The sequence below is a fragment of the Flavobacterium cerinum genome (assembly GCF_004028155.1).
Classification (GTDB): domain Bacteria; phylum Bacteroidota; class Bacteroidia; order Flavobacteriales; family Flavobacteriaceae; genus Flavobacterium; species Flavobacterium cerinum.
In genome coordinates this window covers 100,253-117,180 of sequence record NZ_SBII01000002.1, presented here as the reverse complement: position 1 = coordinate 117,180, position 16,928 = coordinate 100,253, and the positions used below count along the sequence as shown (strand labels likewise).

At 37.2% G+C, this 16,928-nt stretch carries 15 protein-coding genes; 7 read left to right on the top strand and 8 right to left on the bottom strand.

The window, feature by feature from the left end:
* Positions 1-227: 227 nt before the first annotated feature.
* The 4 genes from obgE to hpt all read right to left on the bottom strand — a co-directional run bounded on the left by obgE (position 228) and on the right by hpt (position 3,775).
* Complete coding sequence (gene obgE / locus EPI11_RS03445; RefSeq protein ID WP_128388562.1) at positions 228-1,241, bottom strand: GTPase ObgE; 1,014 nt, start codon at positions 1,239-1,241, stop codon at positions 228-230.
* Between the two features lie 122 nt (positions 1,242-1,363).
* Positions 1,364-2,641: a hemolysin family protein gene (locus EPI11_RS03440; RefSeq protein WP_128388561.1), complete on the bottom strand. Its 1,278-nt coding sequence runs from the start codon at positions 2,639-2,641 to the stop codon at positions 1,364-1,366.
* Between the two features lie 15 nt (positions 2,642-2,656).
* On the bottom strand, positions 2,657-3,229 hold the full coding sequence (locus tag EPI11_RS03435; RefSeq protein ID WP_128388560.1) for an adenylate kinase: 573 nt from the start codon (positions 3,227-3,229) through the stop codon (positions 2,657-2,659).
* 15 nt (positions 3,230-3,244) lie between these two features.
* Entirely contained in the window at positions 3,245-3,775 is a 531-nt protein-coding gene (gene hpt, locus EPI11_RS03430; protein WP_128388559.1) for a hypoxanthine phosphoribosyltransferase, read from the bottom strand.
* Between the two features lie 742 nt (positions 3,776-4,517).
* Between hpt and EPI11_RS03425 the strand changes: the two genes are divergently transcribed.
* From EPI11_RS03425 to EPI11_RS03415, 3 genes are read left to right on the top strand one after another with little or no spacing between them, the layout of a single operon-like run.
* On the top strand, positions 4,518-5,111 hold the full coding sequence (locus EPI11_RS03425) for a hypothetical protein (protein ID WP_128388558.1): 594 nt from the start codon (positions 4,518-4,520) through the stop codon (positions 5,109-5,111).
* 18 nt (positions 5,112-5,129) lie between these two features.
* Positions 5,130-5,750, top strand: a complete 621-nt coding sequence (locus EPI11_RS03420; RefSeq protein WP_241657574.1) for a hypothetical protein — start codon at positions 5,130-5,132, stop codon at positions 5,748-5,750.
* A gap of 32 nt (positions 5,751-5,782) precedes the next feature.
* Complete coding sequence (locus EPI11_RS03415) at positions 5,783-6,124, top strand: hypothetical protein (RefSeq protein WP_128388557.1); 342 nt, start codon at positions 5,783-5,785, stop codon at positions 6,122-6,124.
* A gap of 42 nt (positions 6,125-6,166) precedes the next feature.
* Here the strand turns inward: EPI11_RS03415 and EPI11_RS03410 are convergent, their stop codons facing one another.
* Positions 6,167-7,456 carry an MFS transporter gene (locus tag EPI11_RS03410; RefSeq protein WP_128388556.1) on the bottom strand — a complete coding sequence of 430 codons (1,290 nt, stop codon included), beginning with the start codon at positions 7,454-7,456 and terminating at the stop codon, positions 6,167-6,169.
* A gap of 153 nt (positions 7,457-7,609) precedes the next feature.
* Here EPI11_RS03410 and EPI11_RS03405 point away from each other — a divergent pair, with 153 nt between their 5' ends.
* Positions 7,610-8,434 carry a sulfite exporter TauE/SafE family protein gene (locus EPI11_RS03405; RefSeq protein WP_128388555.1) on the top strand — a complete coding sequence of 275 codons (825 nt, stop codon included), beginning with the start codon at positions 7,610-7,612 and terminating at the stop codon, positions 8,432-8,434.
* A 7-nt stretch (positions 8,435-8,441) separates the two neighbouring features.
* Here the strand turns inward: EPI11_RS03405 and EPI11_RS03400 are convergent, their stop codons facing one another.
* Positions 8,442-9,905 (bottom strand): glycoside hydrolase family 130 protein, encoded by a 1,464-nt coding sequence (locus EPI11_RS03400; RefSeq protein WP_128388554.1) that lies wholly within the window; start codon positions 9,903-9,905, stop codon positions 8,442-8,444.
* A 219-nt stretch (positions 9,906-10,124) separates the two neighbouring features.
* Between EPI11_RS03400 and EPI11_RS03395 the strand changes: the two genes are divergently transcribed.
* From EPI11_RS03395 to EPI11_RS03385, 3 genes are all read left to right on the top strand, one after another.
* Complete coding sequence (locus EPI11_RS03395) at positions 10,125-11,279, top strand: 5-(carboxyamino)imidazole ribonucleotide synthase (protein ID WP_128388553.1); 1,155 nt, start codon at positions 10,125-10,127, stop codon at positions 11,277-11,279.
* A 42-nt stretch (positions 11,280-11,321) separates the two neighbouring features.
* Positions 11,322-11,810, top strand: a complete 489-nt coding sequence (gene purE / locus EPI11_RS03390) for a 5-(carboxyamino)imidazole ribonucleotide mutase (RefSeq protein WP_128388552.1) — start codon at positions 11,322-11,324, stop codon at positions 11,808-11,810.
* A gap of 139 nt (positions 11,811-11,949) precedes the next feature.
* Entirely contained in the window at positions 11,950-13,977 is a 2,028-nt protein-coding gene (locus EPI11_RS03385; protein ID WP_128388551.1) for a M3 family metallopeptidase, read from the top strand.
* 89 nt (positions 13,978-14,066) lie between these two features.
* On the opposite strand, the gene EPI11_RS03380 is transcribed toward EPI11_RS03385, so the two are convergent.
* Positions 14,067-15,419, bottom strand: coding sequence for a hypothetical protein (locus EPI11_RS03380; RefSeq protein ID WP_128388550.1), 1,353 nt, complete (start codon positions 15,417-15,419; stop codon positions 14,067-14,069).
* Complete coding sequence (locus tag EPI11_RS03375; protein WP_128388549.1) at positions 15,416-16,840, bottom strand: hypothetical protein; 1,425 nt, start codon at positions 16,838-16,840, stop codon at positions 15,416-15,418. Before EPI11_RS03375 ends, EPI11_RS03380 begins: the two co-directional genes overlap by 4 nt.
* Between the last annotated feature and the right edge of the window lie 88 nt (positions 16,841-16,928).

Here is a 16,928-nt window from a genome sequence, read left to right as displayed (position 1 = left end):
GCACAAAGATATAGTAATTTATCAAAGAATTGTTAAGAATTAAATCTAAAGTAAAGCAAGAATTAATTTTTCAATCAACTACAAACGAACACTTTATAAAATAATATTCAACACCTAAAAGAGGTAAGAAAGAAGCTACATCTGTAAAACACAACTTCATCAAAGGGAAATTATAAGTCATAAAAAAGGCGCTAATAAGCGCCTTTATATAAATTTGTTGTTATATGTTACTCTTCTGTAGTAACATTAAGCATCTGCCATAGCTTGTCTTTTAATTCAACAAGTCCCTGCTGTGCTACAGATGATATGAACATATAAGGTATACCTTTAAATTCTTTATCAAGCAGCACTTTCATTTCTGCCTGCAGCTCTTCGTCAAGCATATCGCATTTAGATATTACTACCAGCCTGTCTTTATCAAGCATTTCAGGATTGTACCTTCTAAGCTCATCTAACAATATGTCATATTCTTTTTTAATATCCTCAGCATCTGCAGGAACTAAGAAAAGTAATGTAGAGTTACGTTCAATATGCCTAAGAAAATAGTGGCCTAAACCCTTACCTTCTGCTGCACCTTCAATAATTCCCGGAATATCGGCAATTACAAATGACTGAAAATCCCTGTAAGATACAATACCTAAGTTAGGCTTCAATGTTGTAAACGGGTAATCGGCAATTTTTGGTTTTGCTGAAGTCAATACTGACAATAGCGTAGATTTTCCTGCATTAGGAAAACCTACCAGACCTACATCTGCAAGTACTTTCAATTCTAAAAGAATATCTTTCTCTTCGGCAGGCATACCCGGCTGCGAGTATCTTGGTGTTTGGTTCGTAGCACTACGGAAGTGCCAGTTACCTAATCCTCCTTTACCACCTTTAGCAATGATCTGCTTTTCACCGTGCTCTGTTATTTCAAAAAGAATTTCGTCTGTTTCTTTATCGCGCACAACGGTTCCTAATGGTACCTGGATAAATTTATCCTCTCCATCGGCTCCTGTACTACGTGCACTACCTCCATCACCACCATGGGTTGCTTTAATGTGACGCGCAAATTTAAGGTGAAATAATGTCCAAAGACCTTTATCTCCCACTAAATATACATGTCCGCCACGGCCGCCATCTCCACCATCCGGGCCACCTTTTTCAATAAACTTTTCTCTATGTAAATGTGTAGATCCTTTACCTCCCTTACCGGAAGAAACATATATCTTAACGTAATCTACAAAATTTCCTTCTGTCATTTTCTTTTGTTTCAGGTTTAAAGTTTCGGGTTCGGGGTTTACTTTACAAGCTCCTTACATCAAATTCTTAAACCTATTCTATTATCAATCTCTCTATTTACTCCGAAACGCCGAAATCCAATTTACTCTTTCAGCGATCTTACTTTCACTTTATCAATCTTTACACCATCCATCTTTACAACTTCAAGTTCAAAAAGATGCCACGCCAGCTTTTCTCCTTCTTTAGGTATGTAAGACAGTTCTGTCATTACCAATCCGCTTACAGTTGTTACCTCATAATCGTTTGTAAGATCATCAAGGTCAAAATACGTAAGGAAGTCGTGCAATGGGTAATGCCCGTCTACCAGCCATGTTCCATCTTCGTTAGCGATCAGCTGGAATTCGTCATCATAAAAATCTGATGCATCTCCTACCAACGCTTCAAGTATGTCATTAAGGGTTATTAGCCCCTGGAACACACCATACTCGTCTGTTACAAATGCATAATGCACTTTTGTCTTCTTGAAAATTTCCAATGCCTTATAAGCAGATGTATGCTCAATAAGGTATACCGGTTCTTTCACTATATCTTTCAGGCTAAAGTCTGAACGGTCATAATTAGCAAAGATGTCTTTAAGCAACACCACACCAATTACATCGTCAAGATTATTACCTTCACACACCGGATATACCGAGTGTAGTTCTCCTAACATTATTTCGCGTATGCCCTCATTAGTAGACGTAGTAGACAAATAAGCTACGGATTTTCTATGAGTCATCAGCGAGTTTACCTTACGGTCGCCAATATGGAATACACGTTCCATGATATCGTGTTCAATTTCCTGAACTTCGCCGCCTTCAGTACCTTCTTTAATTATAGCCTTAATCTCTTCTTCGGTTACTTTACCATCTGCCGTTGGGCGAATGCCCAGTATCTTCAACAAAAAATCGGTAGAAGAAGTTAACAGCCAAATAAAAGGTGCTGTAATTATCGAAATGTACTTCATTGGTACTGCTACCGTTTTAGCTATTGTTTCAGGGTAATTAAGACCTATCCTTTTAGGAAGGAGCTCCCCTAAAACTAAAGAGAAAAACGTTAATATCACGACTACAATACCTACGGCTATCTGATCTGAATAGGGCTTTAAAGTTGCAAATCCTTCAACAAACAGTTTAACATCGCCTGTTACCTTATCTCCACTATAAATACCCGTTAAGATACCTATAAGCGTAATGCCTATTTGTACCGTAGAAAGGAATTTATTAGGCGAATTGGCAAGATCCAGTGCAGTTTGTGCGCTGGCATTACCTTTCTTGGCAGCGGATTCGAGGCGGTTTTTCCTGGCAGATATCAAAGCGATCTCTGACATAGAGAAAACACCATTTAAAAGAATAAGGAAAAATATTATGGCTATTTCCAACTGTGGTGTTTTAGATTAAAAGGTGTCGATTACTGAACTTAACCGACCTGTAATTTCAGATATCTCTCCAATACCGTTTACTGCATGGAATTTATCCTGAGCTTTATAGTACTCTATGAGTGGCGCTGTTTTTTCGTTATATTCCTGGTAACGGTTCCTGATAAGGTTTTCGTCCTGATCATCCGCTCTTCCGCTGGTTTTTCCTCTTTCAAGAAGACGTTCAACCAGTATTTCATCATCTGCTTCTAATGCGATAGTAGCGGTAACACCCCATCCTTTAGATGTAAGAAATGCATCAAGCGCATCAGCCTGTGCAGTAGTTCTTGGGAAACCATCAAAAAGAAATCCTTTAGTATCAGGGTTCTTTTCTACCTCATCCTGTAACATTTTTATTGTAAGTGCATCCGGCACAAGTTCACCTTTATCGATAAAACCTTTGGCTTCAAGACCAAGTGGTGTATTATTCTTCAGATTGTAACGAAAAACGTCACCTGTAGAGATATGCGTAAGGTTGTATTTTGTTTTTAAAAATTCGGCCTGCGTGCCTTTACCTGCACCCGGCTTTCCAAACAGTACAATGTTGATCATTTTATATTAAGGTTGTTATTGTTGTAATTGATAAATCTCGGGTAAGTTACGCCCCAATTCGTCATAGTCAAGACCATAACCAACGATAAACTTATCCGGAATCTCAAAGCCGATATAATCCAGCACAATGTCTTTAGTGTAGGCTTCAGGCTTAAAGAACAGGGTTGCAATCTTAAGTTGTTTAAGATTATGCCCTTCTAATATCTTTTTAAGTTCTTCTATAGTGTTTCCGGTATCTACAATGTCTTCTATAACTACCACAGTGCGGCCTTCAAGGCTTTGATTAAGCCCTATAAGCTGCTTTACATCGTTTGTAGTTGACATCCCTGTATAAGAAGACATCTTTACAAAACTAATTTCGCAGTTGTGTGTGTATTTCTTTACAAAATCTGACACTACCATAAATGAACCATTAAGTACTCCTAAGAATATAGGAGTCTCGCCTTTTAGGTCTTCCTGGACCTGACGGGCCATCCTGCCAATTACTGCATCAATCTCTTCAGCAGTAATAAAAGGCACAAAATACTTATCGTGAATCTGTATCACAGTTTACTTAAAATTTGGAATAATTTGCAAATATACTAATTACCAATCAGCTCTTTACATCTAAAGGCTCATTTTCTAATAAATTTATGAATGTTAAAACAATCTTAATATGAAATGCTATCATCTAACAATCAAGTAAATTCGACCCTTGTAATCTATTCTGCCATTTTATCAGCTACAGAAAAGATAAAATCGGGCTCACCCATCAGTAGTGAGAATAACGAATCAGAACATTCAACCAAACAATTATATCTACGAAAAACCTGCGGTTCATACCTGCAGGTTTTTTATTTGTTACAATCTCTACTTTCGCTATAATCCGGAATAATGTCACAACTGAATTAAGAAGTCATGCATATACAAATACTAATAATTTCATTAAAAACATTATTAATCAATTCATTACACCTAAACCCTGCTATATAAATAAAAATATTCAGTCACACTTTGTCCGGGTATTTAAAGCAGCAGTCACAGGGTATTTAAGTAATTTGGCGGCTTAATAAAACATTGCTCATATAAGCTTACGGATTAGATAAGCAGACTGAGGTCTTAAGATGTTTTCATTAAAATTTAGCTATAGTTTTTTTGGGTGAAGCGGGGATCTTTGTGTCCCCGCTTTATTTTACAACTACAATCTATTAATCAAGATTTACCATTCATTATTTCATTAACTAAATTTTAACAAGAATATTGGAAGTATAACTATTTATTTGCATCCTAATAAATAATCAAGATACTAATGAAATCACTATGCATATCTTTATTAATGATTTGTTTACCAATAAGACAAACACACGTTAAAGCCAATACAAATCTTGATTTACAGCAGCACTATGAAAAGATGCTAAAGCCATCTTCTTATCTTGCTTTCGAAAAAGCAGGTAATGAGTTTATATCAAAACTTAACTTTCATGATGATTTTGATATTCTTGACAATGAAGCTCTTTTTTTAAAATGGCTGACAACGGAGATTAATCGAACAAACTTTAAAGATCTTAATGAAGCTAATACTGCCTGGTTAGGCGTCAAGGAAAAATATGAATTAACCCGCAAAGAGAATGATCAGTTTTATATTGTTTTAAAAATGTCAACGCTTTACGACCTGACTGATATCATAGCTTTAGAGCAGAAACTTACAGCAAAAAAACCATGCGAAAAAAGATGTGAAACATCTTACATGAGCGCATTAAATAATTCTGCAGTTAAATATGAAAGTTCTTTAAAATACCAAGAAGATGCTTTACACAGTATTGCGTGGTTATCTTTCGAGAATAAAACTAAAATAATCACCAAAGCACTTAAACTCTGTAAATTAGGCTGTACCGCCGATTAATTTACAAATAGTAGCTATATGCTTCCATTTTTTTTGATATTTGCACTGCCTAAAAGGATAAATCTTAAAATGAACCAGCAATTTTATAACAACATCGTTAACAGTACGGCTCACCGCCCAATAAGAGATGTATTGTCGGGCGAGGTGTTTAACAACCCCAGCCTGTTTCCTGACCTGTTAGAAATTGCTTTTAATACAAAAGACAAAATTCACCACAAAGCCTGCTGGACGCTCGAACTGGTTTTACAGGCGAAAATAGAATGGCTGACAGATTATACCGATACCTTTTGCAATTCACTTTCCACCTTCAAACAGGATGGTGCAGTACGATCTATCTCCAAAATATGCATGTTTGCAGCACAGCACAACGAAAAGAATCCCGGATTTTTAAATGGCAATCATTTACAGCAAATCATGGAAGCCTGTTTTGACTGGCTTATAAATGAGAAAGTAAAAGTTGCCTCAAAAGCTTATTCCATGAGGGCTCTTTTTATTTTGGGCAAAAAGGAAGATTGGCTGTACCCAGAGTTAAGCCGTATTCTTACCGAAGATTCGATGAAACACACTGCTGCTTACAAAGCTGCTGCAAAAGACATTTTAAAAAAAATTCAGAGATACGAGTTTGTACAGGGGCTTTAAATTATCCAACAATCTATAAGAGAACAATAAATATGGAAATTCCATTAGATAAATCATATGACCTTTATATCGATACAATAAATGATTGCGGAATTTTTCTTTTAAATAAAAGCGATGAAGAAATTGAATATAGAATATTTGAAGAATTTATTATAGGAGCTCACTCTTTTTTGTATCGTGGAAATTTAGAAAAGCTAAATTTAGCAGGATACATAACTAAAGAAGTAATGGATAAAAGTATAATATTACGTGATAAAGTACTTTTACTTGATAATACTGATGAATGGAACATTTTTTCTGTCAGAACTTCTAAAAGCTGGAGAGATATTATGATTTTAGCCGATGAAATAAAAGATAAAATATCTAAGAGTTGATGGCTGTTTCAAATACTTAAACTTCGTACACAATAACAAAAACTACTCTTTTTTCACGTCTTCTTCGTCATCAAAGCCAAATCTTCTTAACTGCGGCGCACTAAAGAAAGTAATAGCAATTACACCCAGAGTGATACAACCGCCAGTAACCACAGCTCGTACCGTACCCAGCCAGTGTGCCATAACACCACTTTCAAAATCACCCAATTCATTAGATGAGCTGACGAATATAGTATTCACCGAGGCTACACGTCCACGCATATGATCGGGTGTTACTAATTGAAGAATGGTACTGCGCACTACTACGCTCACAGCATCGAACATACCGGAAAGCAATAGGAAAGCAAATGAGAGAATAAAGTTGGTCGAGAGTCCGAATCCGATAATGCAAAGTGCAAAACCTGTTACTGCTATAAAGAGTTTTCTGCCGGGATAAGTTTTTAACGGAAGAAAAGCCAGGATGCCAAGCGTTAATAACGCCCCTACTCCGGGCGCCGACCTCAACAGTCCGAAACCAACCTCATCTACATGAAGTATCTCTTTTTGGTATACGGGAAGTAATGCTACCGCACCACCAAAAAGTACCGAGAACATATCAAGCATTTGAGCGCCCAACAATGCCGGGGTTTTTATAACAAACCGTATTCCCTGCGAAAGGCTTTTTAAAATAGGCTCTTTTTCTATTTTAAGTATCGGTTTGGTGCTGATAGATAATATCGGGATGAACAACAGTAATAATATTACAAACACCGAGAACATTCCGGCAATTATACCGTCTAAAGCAATAGCCAGTCCGGCTGCTAAAGGCCCAAGCATCGATCCTGTTTGCCATGCCATACTTCCCCAGCTTGTAGCATTGGCAAAATGTTTACGTGGTACAATGAGTCCGAATAACGAAAACACAGACGGTCCCATGAACGAACGGATGATACCTCCGCAAAAAACAAAGAAATAAATAAAATAAAGTGTTTTATCTACACCCAGCCTATCTAACGAAAAAGAAGTGGTGAGGGTAAAAAGACAAACGGCGAGCAGTGTATACCCCGTAATACAGAACAGTACCATTTTGCGTTTTTCATTGAGGTCTACAAAATGACCTGCGAAAAGTGAGCAGCCTACTGCAGGAATAACTTCGGCAAGACCTACAAAACCAAGTGCAAGCTTGTCGCTGGTGATATGGTATACCCAATAGTATATTATGGTAATTTGCATGTTCAATGCAAAGATGAGTCCAAAACGTATGCTTAAAAAAGAGAGGAATTCTTTTATTTTTAATACCGGATTCTTAGCAAAAAAGCCCGATGCAGTAACATCGGCATCTTTCTGTTCCATTATTTATTGCCTTTTTATGTACTGCAAAGATAATTACTATTATTACGTGCTGCTTTAAAAAACAACAGTTTACCGGTTGATAATTTTATTTTTCATCAGAAGTTTAACATAACCATTAATAGTTACTTTTGCATCACCCGAATTTTAAAATACATGGACAGTAATTTACTCCTGGTCTTAGCAGGCTTCATCATTGGAACATTTGGTACACTCATTGGCGCAGGCGGCGGTTTTATACTTGTACCTCTCCTTATATTATTTTATCCGGGGCTTTCGCCCGAAACAACAACAGCTATATCTATAGCAGTTGTTGCTGTAAATGCCATATCGGGATCTTTCGCTTACGCTAATTCAGGAAGGATTGATTATAAAGCCGGATTGGTATTTGCTGTTTTCACAATCCCGGGATCTATACTGGGAGTGGTAACGCTGCAGTATATCCCACAAAAATTATTCAATATCATTTTCGGTATTTTATTGATCGCATTATCAGCCTATCTTTTTTACAGGAATAAAAATGTAACGGTACAAAACATTGCGAAACAAATAAAAGGACTGAAACACCATGTTTTAATAGACAAGCAGAATGTAAGATATGAGTACTCCTACAATCAGCAGCATGGTATTATTATAAGCATACTGGTAGGATATATTTCTCCTCTATTAGGTATTGGCGGTGGTATTATTCACGTACCGGCTATGGTAAACTGGTTAAAGTTCCCTGTTTACATCGCTACTGCAACCTCACATTTTATACTGGCGATAATGGCTACAGTAAGTGTTATTGTTCATTACACGAACGGTACCTACAGCGAACCCGGAGTTTTTAGCATGGTTATGTTTCTTTGCTTAGGTGTTATTCCTGGTGCTCAGCTGGGTGCTTATTTTTCACATAAAATAAAAGGACAGACTATAATAAAAGTCCTGGCCGGGTGTCTTATCCTGGTTGGTGTACGTATCCTGCTTAAAAGTTTTTAATTAAAGGCTATCCTCCACTTTTTAAACGATCCAATAAAACTTTAAGGTTTACTGTTGCAAAACCTGAACTGTAATCGGATAGGCCATACGGCAGAATTAATTCGTCATTGTGAACTATCGATCCACAGGAATACACCACATTAGGCACATACCCTTCACGTTCATCCGGATTTGGAACGATCAATGGATCTTTAAGCCTGCCAATTTCTATTTGAGGATTATCTAAATCCAACAAAGAAGCACCTATACTATAGCGACGCATAGAGCCGACAGCATGGGTTATAACCAGCCATCCGCATTCGGTTTCTATAGGTGATCCGCAATTCCCAATCTGTACAAACTCCCACGGATATTCCGGTTCCTGTATTTTTATAGGATCTTCCCATTCATTAATATTATCGCTGTACATAAGATAATTGTTCCAACCGTCTATACGCGAAAGCATAGCATACTTACCGTTTATCTTTCTTGGAAAAAGTGCCAGGTTTTTATTTTTGGCTCCTGCCCCGTGTAACGGACTGGTTTTAAATTCATAAAAATCGGTGGTCTTTAAAAGCTTTGGCATTATATGAACACCATCATAAGCCGTATAAGTGGCATAGTAAATAGTGCGCCCGGTCTCATCGATAAATTTAACGAAACGGGCGTCTTCGATCCCTTTTCTTTCAAAATCGGATATGGGAAAAATTACCCTGTCGCTAATATCGGTATCTTTAGAAAAAGTTATCCTACGGTAACTGTCAGACAATGCCAGAACAAGATTGTACTGTCGTAGTATATGCTCATCGGTTGTTTTCGTTCTCGCTTCAATGATAAGGTCTTTTAATTGATCATAATTAAAACGGTCATCGAGCTTGGTGGAAACCGAAGTTAAAAAATCCCCATTAATATCGGCCTCCTGAGCTTTTTTAAGGAACTGTCTTTTTTGATAGGTTACATTATGTATCTTTTCGGCCTCGTCAATATAGTTACTTGACGGAATAACAACGATATCATTATGCTTATCTATAATTGCCCTTCTAAATGCTACCGATGAAACATGGCCTTCACCCACAGCCCTAAAGCTAATGATAACCCGCAGCTGCCCTACTTCGAGATTGGACTGATCTGGATCTGCTACAATAGACGGATTAAAAAATGCCGCCGACTCTATGGAATATTCATGGGTAAAATAAGCACCAATTAAAAGCTTGGTGTATTCGTCCATCTTGTCCAGCTCACCTCCTGCTTTTATAATATCCTGTTTTACACGTTCGCAATGGCGCAATAGTTTACGGGTTATGTTCCTGTGTCTTTTAGAAAAATCCTGAAGCAGCGGTGATACAAGTCCGAAAGTTTCTTCTTTATCCAGTGCCAGTATTTTTCGTATCAGTTCTAATGCCCGCTCTTCACCATTATAAAAAAAACGTGCGATAACTCGCTTTGGATCAGGAACAACTTTGATCGGTTTTCTTTCAACAGATAATCTCATAATGCTACATTTTCTCTCAGGACAAAGCAGTCGCCCCAGTATTTATCCTCTAAAATACGAATATAATTTTACATACCTGAACGGGTTAAATACTAAATTTACTATAAAAAGAGAGTCCGAACACCCAGCAAACAAAGGAGTATTAGATAAAACATGCGCTAATCGTGGCATAATTTTACGGCTTTAAGTATCTTTGCCACTGCAAACAAAAGCATGATAATGAATTATTTTTCTTCTGATTTTAAGTTAGGAATATTAGGTGGCGGCCAGTTAGGCAAAATGCTGCTAACTGACACCCGTAAATTTGACATTCAAACCTATGTGCTGGATCCTAGTGATGAAGCACCTTGTAAAATAGGCAGTAACAAATTCTTTCAGGGCGACCTTATGGACTTTGATACCGTTTATAACTTTGGCAAACAGGTAGATGTACTTACTTTTGAGATCGAACACGTAAATGTTGCCGCTCTTGAAAAACTGGAAACTGAAGGTATTAAGGTATATCCTTCACCAAAAACCCTAAACCTGATCCAGAATAAGGGAACTCAAAAAGATTTTTACGCTAAAAACAATATACCAACTGCCGACTACAAAAGATTTGAATCGTTAAACGATCTTAAACTGGCTGTAGAAAATGAAGTGGTTACTATGCCATTTGTATGGAAAAGTACCGAAGGCGGTTATGACGGTAATGGTGTTAAAGTAATACGTACTGCCGAAAGCTTTAACGGCCTGCCGGAAGTACAGTGTATTGCTGAGACCATGGTGCCGTTTAAAAATGAGCTTGCAGTAATTGTTACAAGAAATCCATCGGGAGAAATAAAAACATATCCTGTTGTAGAAATGGAATTTCACCCAGAAGCCAATCAGGTGGAATATGTAATATGCCCTGCACGTATTGATGATGCCGTTGCCGATAAAGCCCGTGCCATTGCATTACAGGTTTCTGAGCATTTTAACCATGTAGGTTTATTAGCTGTGGAAATGTTCCAGACTGAAGATGATGAAATTTTGGTAAACGAAGTAGCGCCACGACCACATAACAGCGGACACTACTCTATTGAGGCTAGCTACACTTCGCAGTTTGAGCAGCACCTTCGTGCTATATTAGACCTGCCGTTAGGCAACACCGACAGTAAAGCAGCAGGTATTATGGTAAACCTTGTAGGTGCCGAAGGCTATTCCGGAAATGTAGTGTATCAAAACATTGAGAAGATATTAGGTCTTAACGGTGTGACACCTCACATTTATGGAAAAAAACAAACAAGGCCTTTTAGAAAAATGGGTCACGTTACCATAGTAAATGAAGACATTGCCGAAGCAAGAAGAATTGCAGAGGAAGTGAAAAACACGATCAAAGTAATAAGTATATAGAATTGGCAGTTTAACGGACAACCTCAACCAACAACAAGAAAAATGAAAGTAGGAATCATAATGGGCAGTATATCGGATATGCCGGTAATGCAGGAAGCCATAGACATATTAAAAGAGTTCAACATTGAAACCGAGGTAGATATTGTATCGGCTCACCGTACACCTGAGAAACTTTTTGAATACAGCACAAGTGCTCACATGCGCGGTATTTCTGTTATTATTGCGGGTGCTGGCGGCGCGGCGCATCTTCCTGGAATGGTAGCTTCAATGTCTCCTCTACCGATTATTGGTGTACCGGTAAAATCGAGCAACTCTATTGACGGATGGGACAGTGTCCTTTCTATCCTGCAAATGCCAGGGGGAGTTCCTGTAGCTACAGTAGCACTAAATGGTGCTAAAAATGCGGGTATACTTGCAGCACAAATTTTAGGCAGCCATGACAAACTGGTTCAAGCTAAAATAATAGCATATAAATTAAGCCTTAAGGATGCTGTAAACAAAGCATCGGACAGCCTGAAAAATAAAAATTAGTTTTGTAGCTTTGGTAAAGCTATGATGCCGAAACCAAATAAACATAATAACACTATATAATTGCCTTGATGATGCTAATGACCCAGCATTATCAAGGCATTTTTTTAACCGATTAGGCATCCTGAAAAAATTTAAAACAATGAACGCACTTACTCAAAAGTTTACTACAAAACACGACACTGCTCCTTTTAGCAGCATAAAAACCGAAGACTTTTTACCTGCTTTTATAACAGGAATAGAAATTGCCCGTAAAGAAATTGATACTATTGTTGTCAACCCGGAGGAACCAACCTTTGAAAACACCATTGCTGCCATGTCTTTTAGCGGTGATGTTTTAGATCGTACGTCAAACATTTTCTTTAACCTGCATTCGGCAGAAACAAATGACGATATCCAAAAGATCGCTTTAGAAGTTTCTCCGCTTTTATCAGAATTTGGCAATGACATTCGCCTTAATACTGCGCTATTCGAAAGAGTTAAAGCGGTATATAACAAAAAAAATACTTTAGGGCTTACGCCAGAGCAAATAACCTTATTGGATAAAAACTACAAAAGTTTTTCCCGTAATGGTGCTAACCTGCAAGAGGACAAAAAGAGCAAGCTTCGTGAAATTGACAAAGAGCTATCTAAACTAAGCCTGGAATTTGGCGAGAATGTATTAGCAGAAACCAATGCTTACCAACTGCACATCACGAATGAAGCTGATCTTTCGGGATTACCTGAAGGAACTATAGAAGCTGCCCGTGAAATTGCTGCAAGCCATGATAAAGAAGGCTGGATCTTTACTTTAGATTATCCTAGTTACGTCCCGTTTATGACCTATGCCGATAATCGTGAACTGCGTAAAGAATTGGCTATCGCCTTTGGCGCAAGAGCTTTCCAGAACAATGAATTTGATAACCGAGAGATCGTTTTAAAGATTGCCAAACTTCGTCATGACCGCGCCCAATTATTAGGTTATGCATCGCATGCTGATTTTGTACTGGAAGAGCGCATGGCTGAGAGTCCGACAAAGGTAAAAACCTTTTTACAGGATCTTTTAGCGAAAGCCAAACCGGCTGCCCAAAGAGAATTTGCTGAACTTACAGCATTTGCCAAAGAACTGGATGGCATAGAACAATTGGAAAAATGGGATGGTGCTTACTATTCTGAAAAGCTAAAGCAAAAACTTTTCAATCTTGATGATGAAAAACTGAAGCCTTACTTTAAACTGGAAAACGTACTTAACGGTGCTTTTACCATTGCCGGGAAACTTTACGGATTAAAATTTAATGAGGTTCAGGATATTGACAAGTACCACAAAGATGTTACTACTTATGAGGTAAAAGACGAGAGCGATAATCTTGTGGCTATCTTCTATTCCGATTTCTTTCCGCGTAAAGGAAAACGCAATGGGGCATGGATGACATCGTTCAAGTCACAATATGTAAAAGACGCTGTAAACGAAAGGCCGCACGTATCTATCGTGTGCAATTTCACCAAGCCAACTGAAACCAAACCATCACTGCTTACTTTTAACGAGGTGACTACATTATTCCATGAATTTGGACACGCATTACATGGTATGCTTGCCGATACGGTTTACCCAAGTCTTTCGGGTACAAGTGTATTTTGGGATTTTGTTGAACTCCCAAGTCAGGTAATGGAAAACTGGTGTTATGAGCCTGAGGCTTTAGCACTGTTTGCCCACCACTATCAAACAGGTGAGGTTATACCAATGGAATACATTACTAAGATAAAAGAAAGTGCAAGTTTCCAGGAAGGTATTGCTACCATGCGCCAGCTTAGCTTTGGTTTATTAGACATGGGATGGCATAGTGCCGACCCAAGTGGTATAACCGACTTAAAAGCATTCGAAAACGAGCAATTTGCTTCGACACAGCTTTACCCTGAAGTGCCCGAAAATGCTATGAGTACAGCTTTCTCACATATCTTCCAGGGTGGTTATTCATCAGGTTACTACAGTTACAAATGGGCTGAGGTATTGGATGCCGACGCTTTTGAATACTTCCAGGAGAAAGGTATTTTCGACAAAGAAACGGCAACCAAATTTAAAGACAATGTATTGTCTAAAGGAGGTACAGAGCACCCTATGGTTTTGTACAAACGTTTCCGCGGACAGGAACCAAAACCAGAAGCATTGCTTAAAAGAGCAGGACTGTTATAGATATCTGGATTATTAGACTATTAAAAGAAACCCCAAGAGTTTATGACTTTTGGGGTTTTGATTTATAATATGAAATAGAATCCATTAGATTAATTTCTTGCAAAAAGGCTATTAAATATTCTTGCATCCAGCGTTATCCCGAAATAGAAGCCCCACTTCCAGGCATCGGTAACTTTTATATCATCTTTAGCACCTGTAAAAACATCCTGTCCCAGTTTAAAATTCTCATCAGAAAGCTGTGTTACTTTACCATAATGCCAGCCGGCAGTAAGATTTCCTCCACGTGCAAATTCAAAAGTACCACCCATAAAAAAGTTTTCATCCCATGCGTTATTTAAAGCAACTCCAAAAGTTGGATTTAAACGCTCCCAAAATGTAGCCTCTTTATATACATCACGACCATCTGTAACATTGGAATCATCGTTTTCCTTATTTTTAGATAATTTCTTTATCCACTCTATTGTTGGTTTCCAATAAAATATAACATTAAAAGTAACCATTGTCCTTTTAGAATTATTGATTTCCCTGATAGTGTTTTGAGTAGCGTTTAAAGGGAAAACATCAAATTCAGGGTTTATTAAATCTGTAGAGACAAAAGAAGCTGCCAATTCATAATGATGGAGCGAATTGATCTTTTTAATATCATAATGATTTGCCATTTCAACGCCATCTTTATAAAATAATATTTTTGCATTATCTGTACATGGACTGAATGTTTGTGTAATTTTCACATACTCAATTTGCGAATCTCCCCCACTCTGACTGCCTGCTTTATCAATAATGGCCGTTATTCTTTGTGATAAATCACTAGGATTATATTCACAGTCCATTGTCATATAATATTTATTTTGGTCGACTTTCGGTACAATCATACTCACTTCATAATAATCATTTGCATCAATATTTACAGGAGCCATACTAAGTAGAATACCATCTTTATTAAAAAAATAACGGGCTAAATTCTTTTTCCTATCGTAAATAACTGCACGATTATTAAAATCGGGATTTGTACTTAATAAATAATTGTACTCTGAATCATACTTAGTATTTCCTTTGCCTTGATTTTGATCTGGAACAGGGACTTCTTCCGTATCTTTTTCTTTAGTCACACGCTTTATCGTTAGCTCATTTTTTGGCGATGTTCCATTACAGGTAACATTTATTTTTATCTCTTCTGAAGTTTCAGGAATACCACTGATAACAAATTCCGAACCTGAAGTTGTTATTGTAAAAGTATCAGCCCTGTTAACTTTTGTAATCTTAAATCCCGCACACGTACCTTCCTGTACTACACGAATATCTGTGGAAAAATCTGCTTTCGATGGCATTTCTTTTACCCGATGTGTATTATTTTCATAAACAAAAGTGATAACATTATTTTGAGCATTGCAAAGACAACATCCCATAAAAATGAATGGTAGGATAAATGTAAAATTTTTCATAATCGATTTATTTTAGTGTTGGTTATATCAAAAATCTCGTTTATTCGCATTACATAACTTTTATCTCCGGATCCACCTACTAACATCCCTATAAGATAGTTGTACTCATCTATTATAAATGAGCCTGAATCTCCTTTGTCTGAAAATCGTTCTGTATGTAATGATTTAATTATGATCAGGCTATTAAATATTACTGAGCTTCCATCGAGATAACTAATCTCTACCGGAGCATCATCATCAAAAATATAGCCTTCGGTAAATTTTGTTGTAACACCATATTTTTTCACCTTAGTTTTGTATGCCACATCGTCTCCTCCTATATTTCGCGAAAAATAAGGTGTTCCAATACCCGGTATTGTACTTTTTAGATTGGTTTTTTCATTGGGTTTTACAATACTAACATCAACTTTGGTATTCCTGCAGGTAAATTTTATTGTACCGCAGATTGTACCGTTATCTATATTTTTAATAGAAATGTCTGTATTGGGATATTTATCACTCCAGTTGTGTGATGGTGACTTAACAACATGAAAGCAAGTCATAAAGTATTCTTCTCCCGTAGTCTTATCATACACTTTACCTCCATTACTCCCTGTGTTTCCTTTATAAGGCCAGATATTAGCAATAGCATCTGCAGGCCAGAGATCACTTTGAATTTCCGGATTGGCTCCTTTTAGAATTTCGACTCTTATACTTTTTTCTTTGTTGTGCAGATCTTTGTAAAATATAGCTTTAGGTATTAATTGAGCATCAAAATCCCCTTTTACATACACTTCTAAAATAGTCTCCTCGCCACTATCGTTTGTAAGCACTTTTACTATATTTTCAATTTGTATCAACTGCTTTTTATAAGGAGAAATAGCTGCTTTTATAACTTCCTTTTCTTGTTTAATTTCATTTGCTCTCTCACCAAGCTTTAAACCTGTACCAGCCTGTTCATTAAGATTCTTTTTTAAATCTTTAACCTGCAATAGTAAATCAAGCAAATCATGCCAAAATTTTGAACCCAGACTGATGAAAGATCCGGTAAGGGCACAACCAAAAATTATGGAAAGTAGCCTTGCAACTGATTCAAAGCTAAAAGAAAACGTTTCGTTTTGCCAGCTAAAAAGGTTATTCCAAATTTCAGGGTGAGCGTCTGAAAATGAAAACATATCAAACAGGCTGGCTTTTGACAGCAAGGCAATAAGAAAGCTGACTGTAAGATTAATAGCTAATATACTTCTCGATCTTTTTGCTTCCTCGGCAGGATTCACTGCTCTTATACTTGTATCTACGTCATCAGAAACTACAATAAACAAAAATGACCTCCCTTTTACACACCATAATTTTATGAAAGTAATTATCCTTTCACTTATCATGCTTAGTATGAAAAGCATAGTAGTAACCGCTATTAGTTTATCTGACACTTCTACTTCCATAAGTACTTATTTACAAAACAAATCTCATACAAATCTCAGCATTAAAACATCCCTACAAATAGGTATTTTTACCTGATTTTCAATCAAC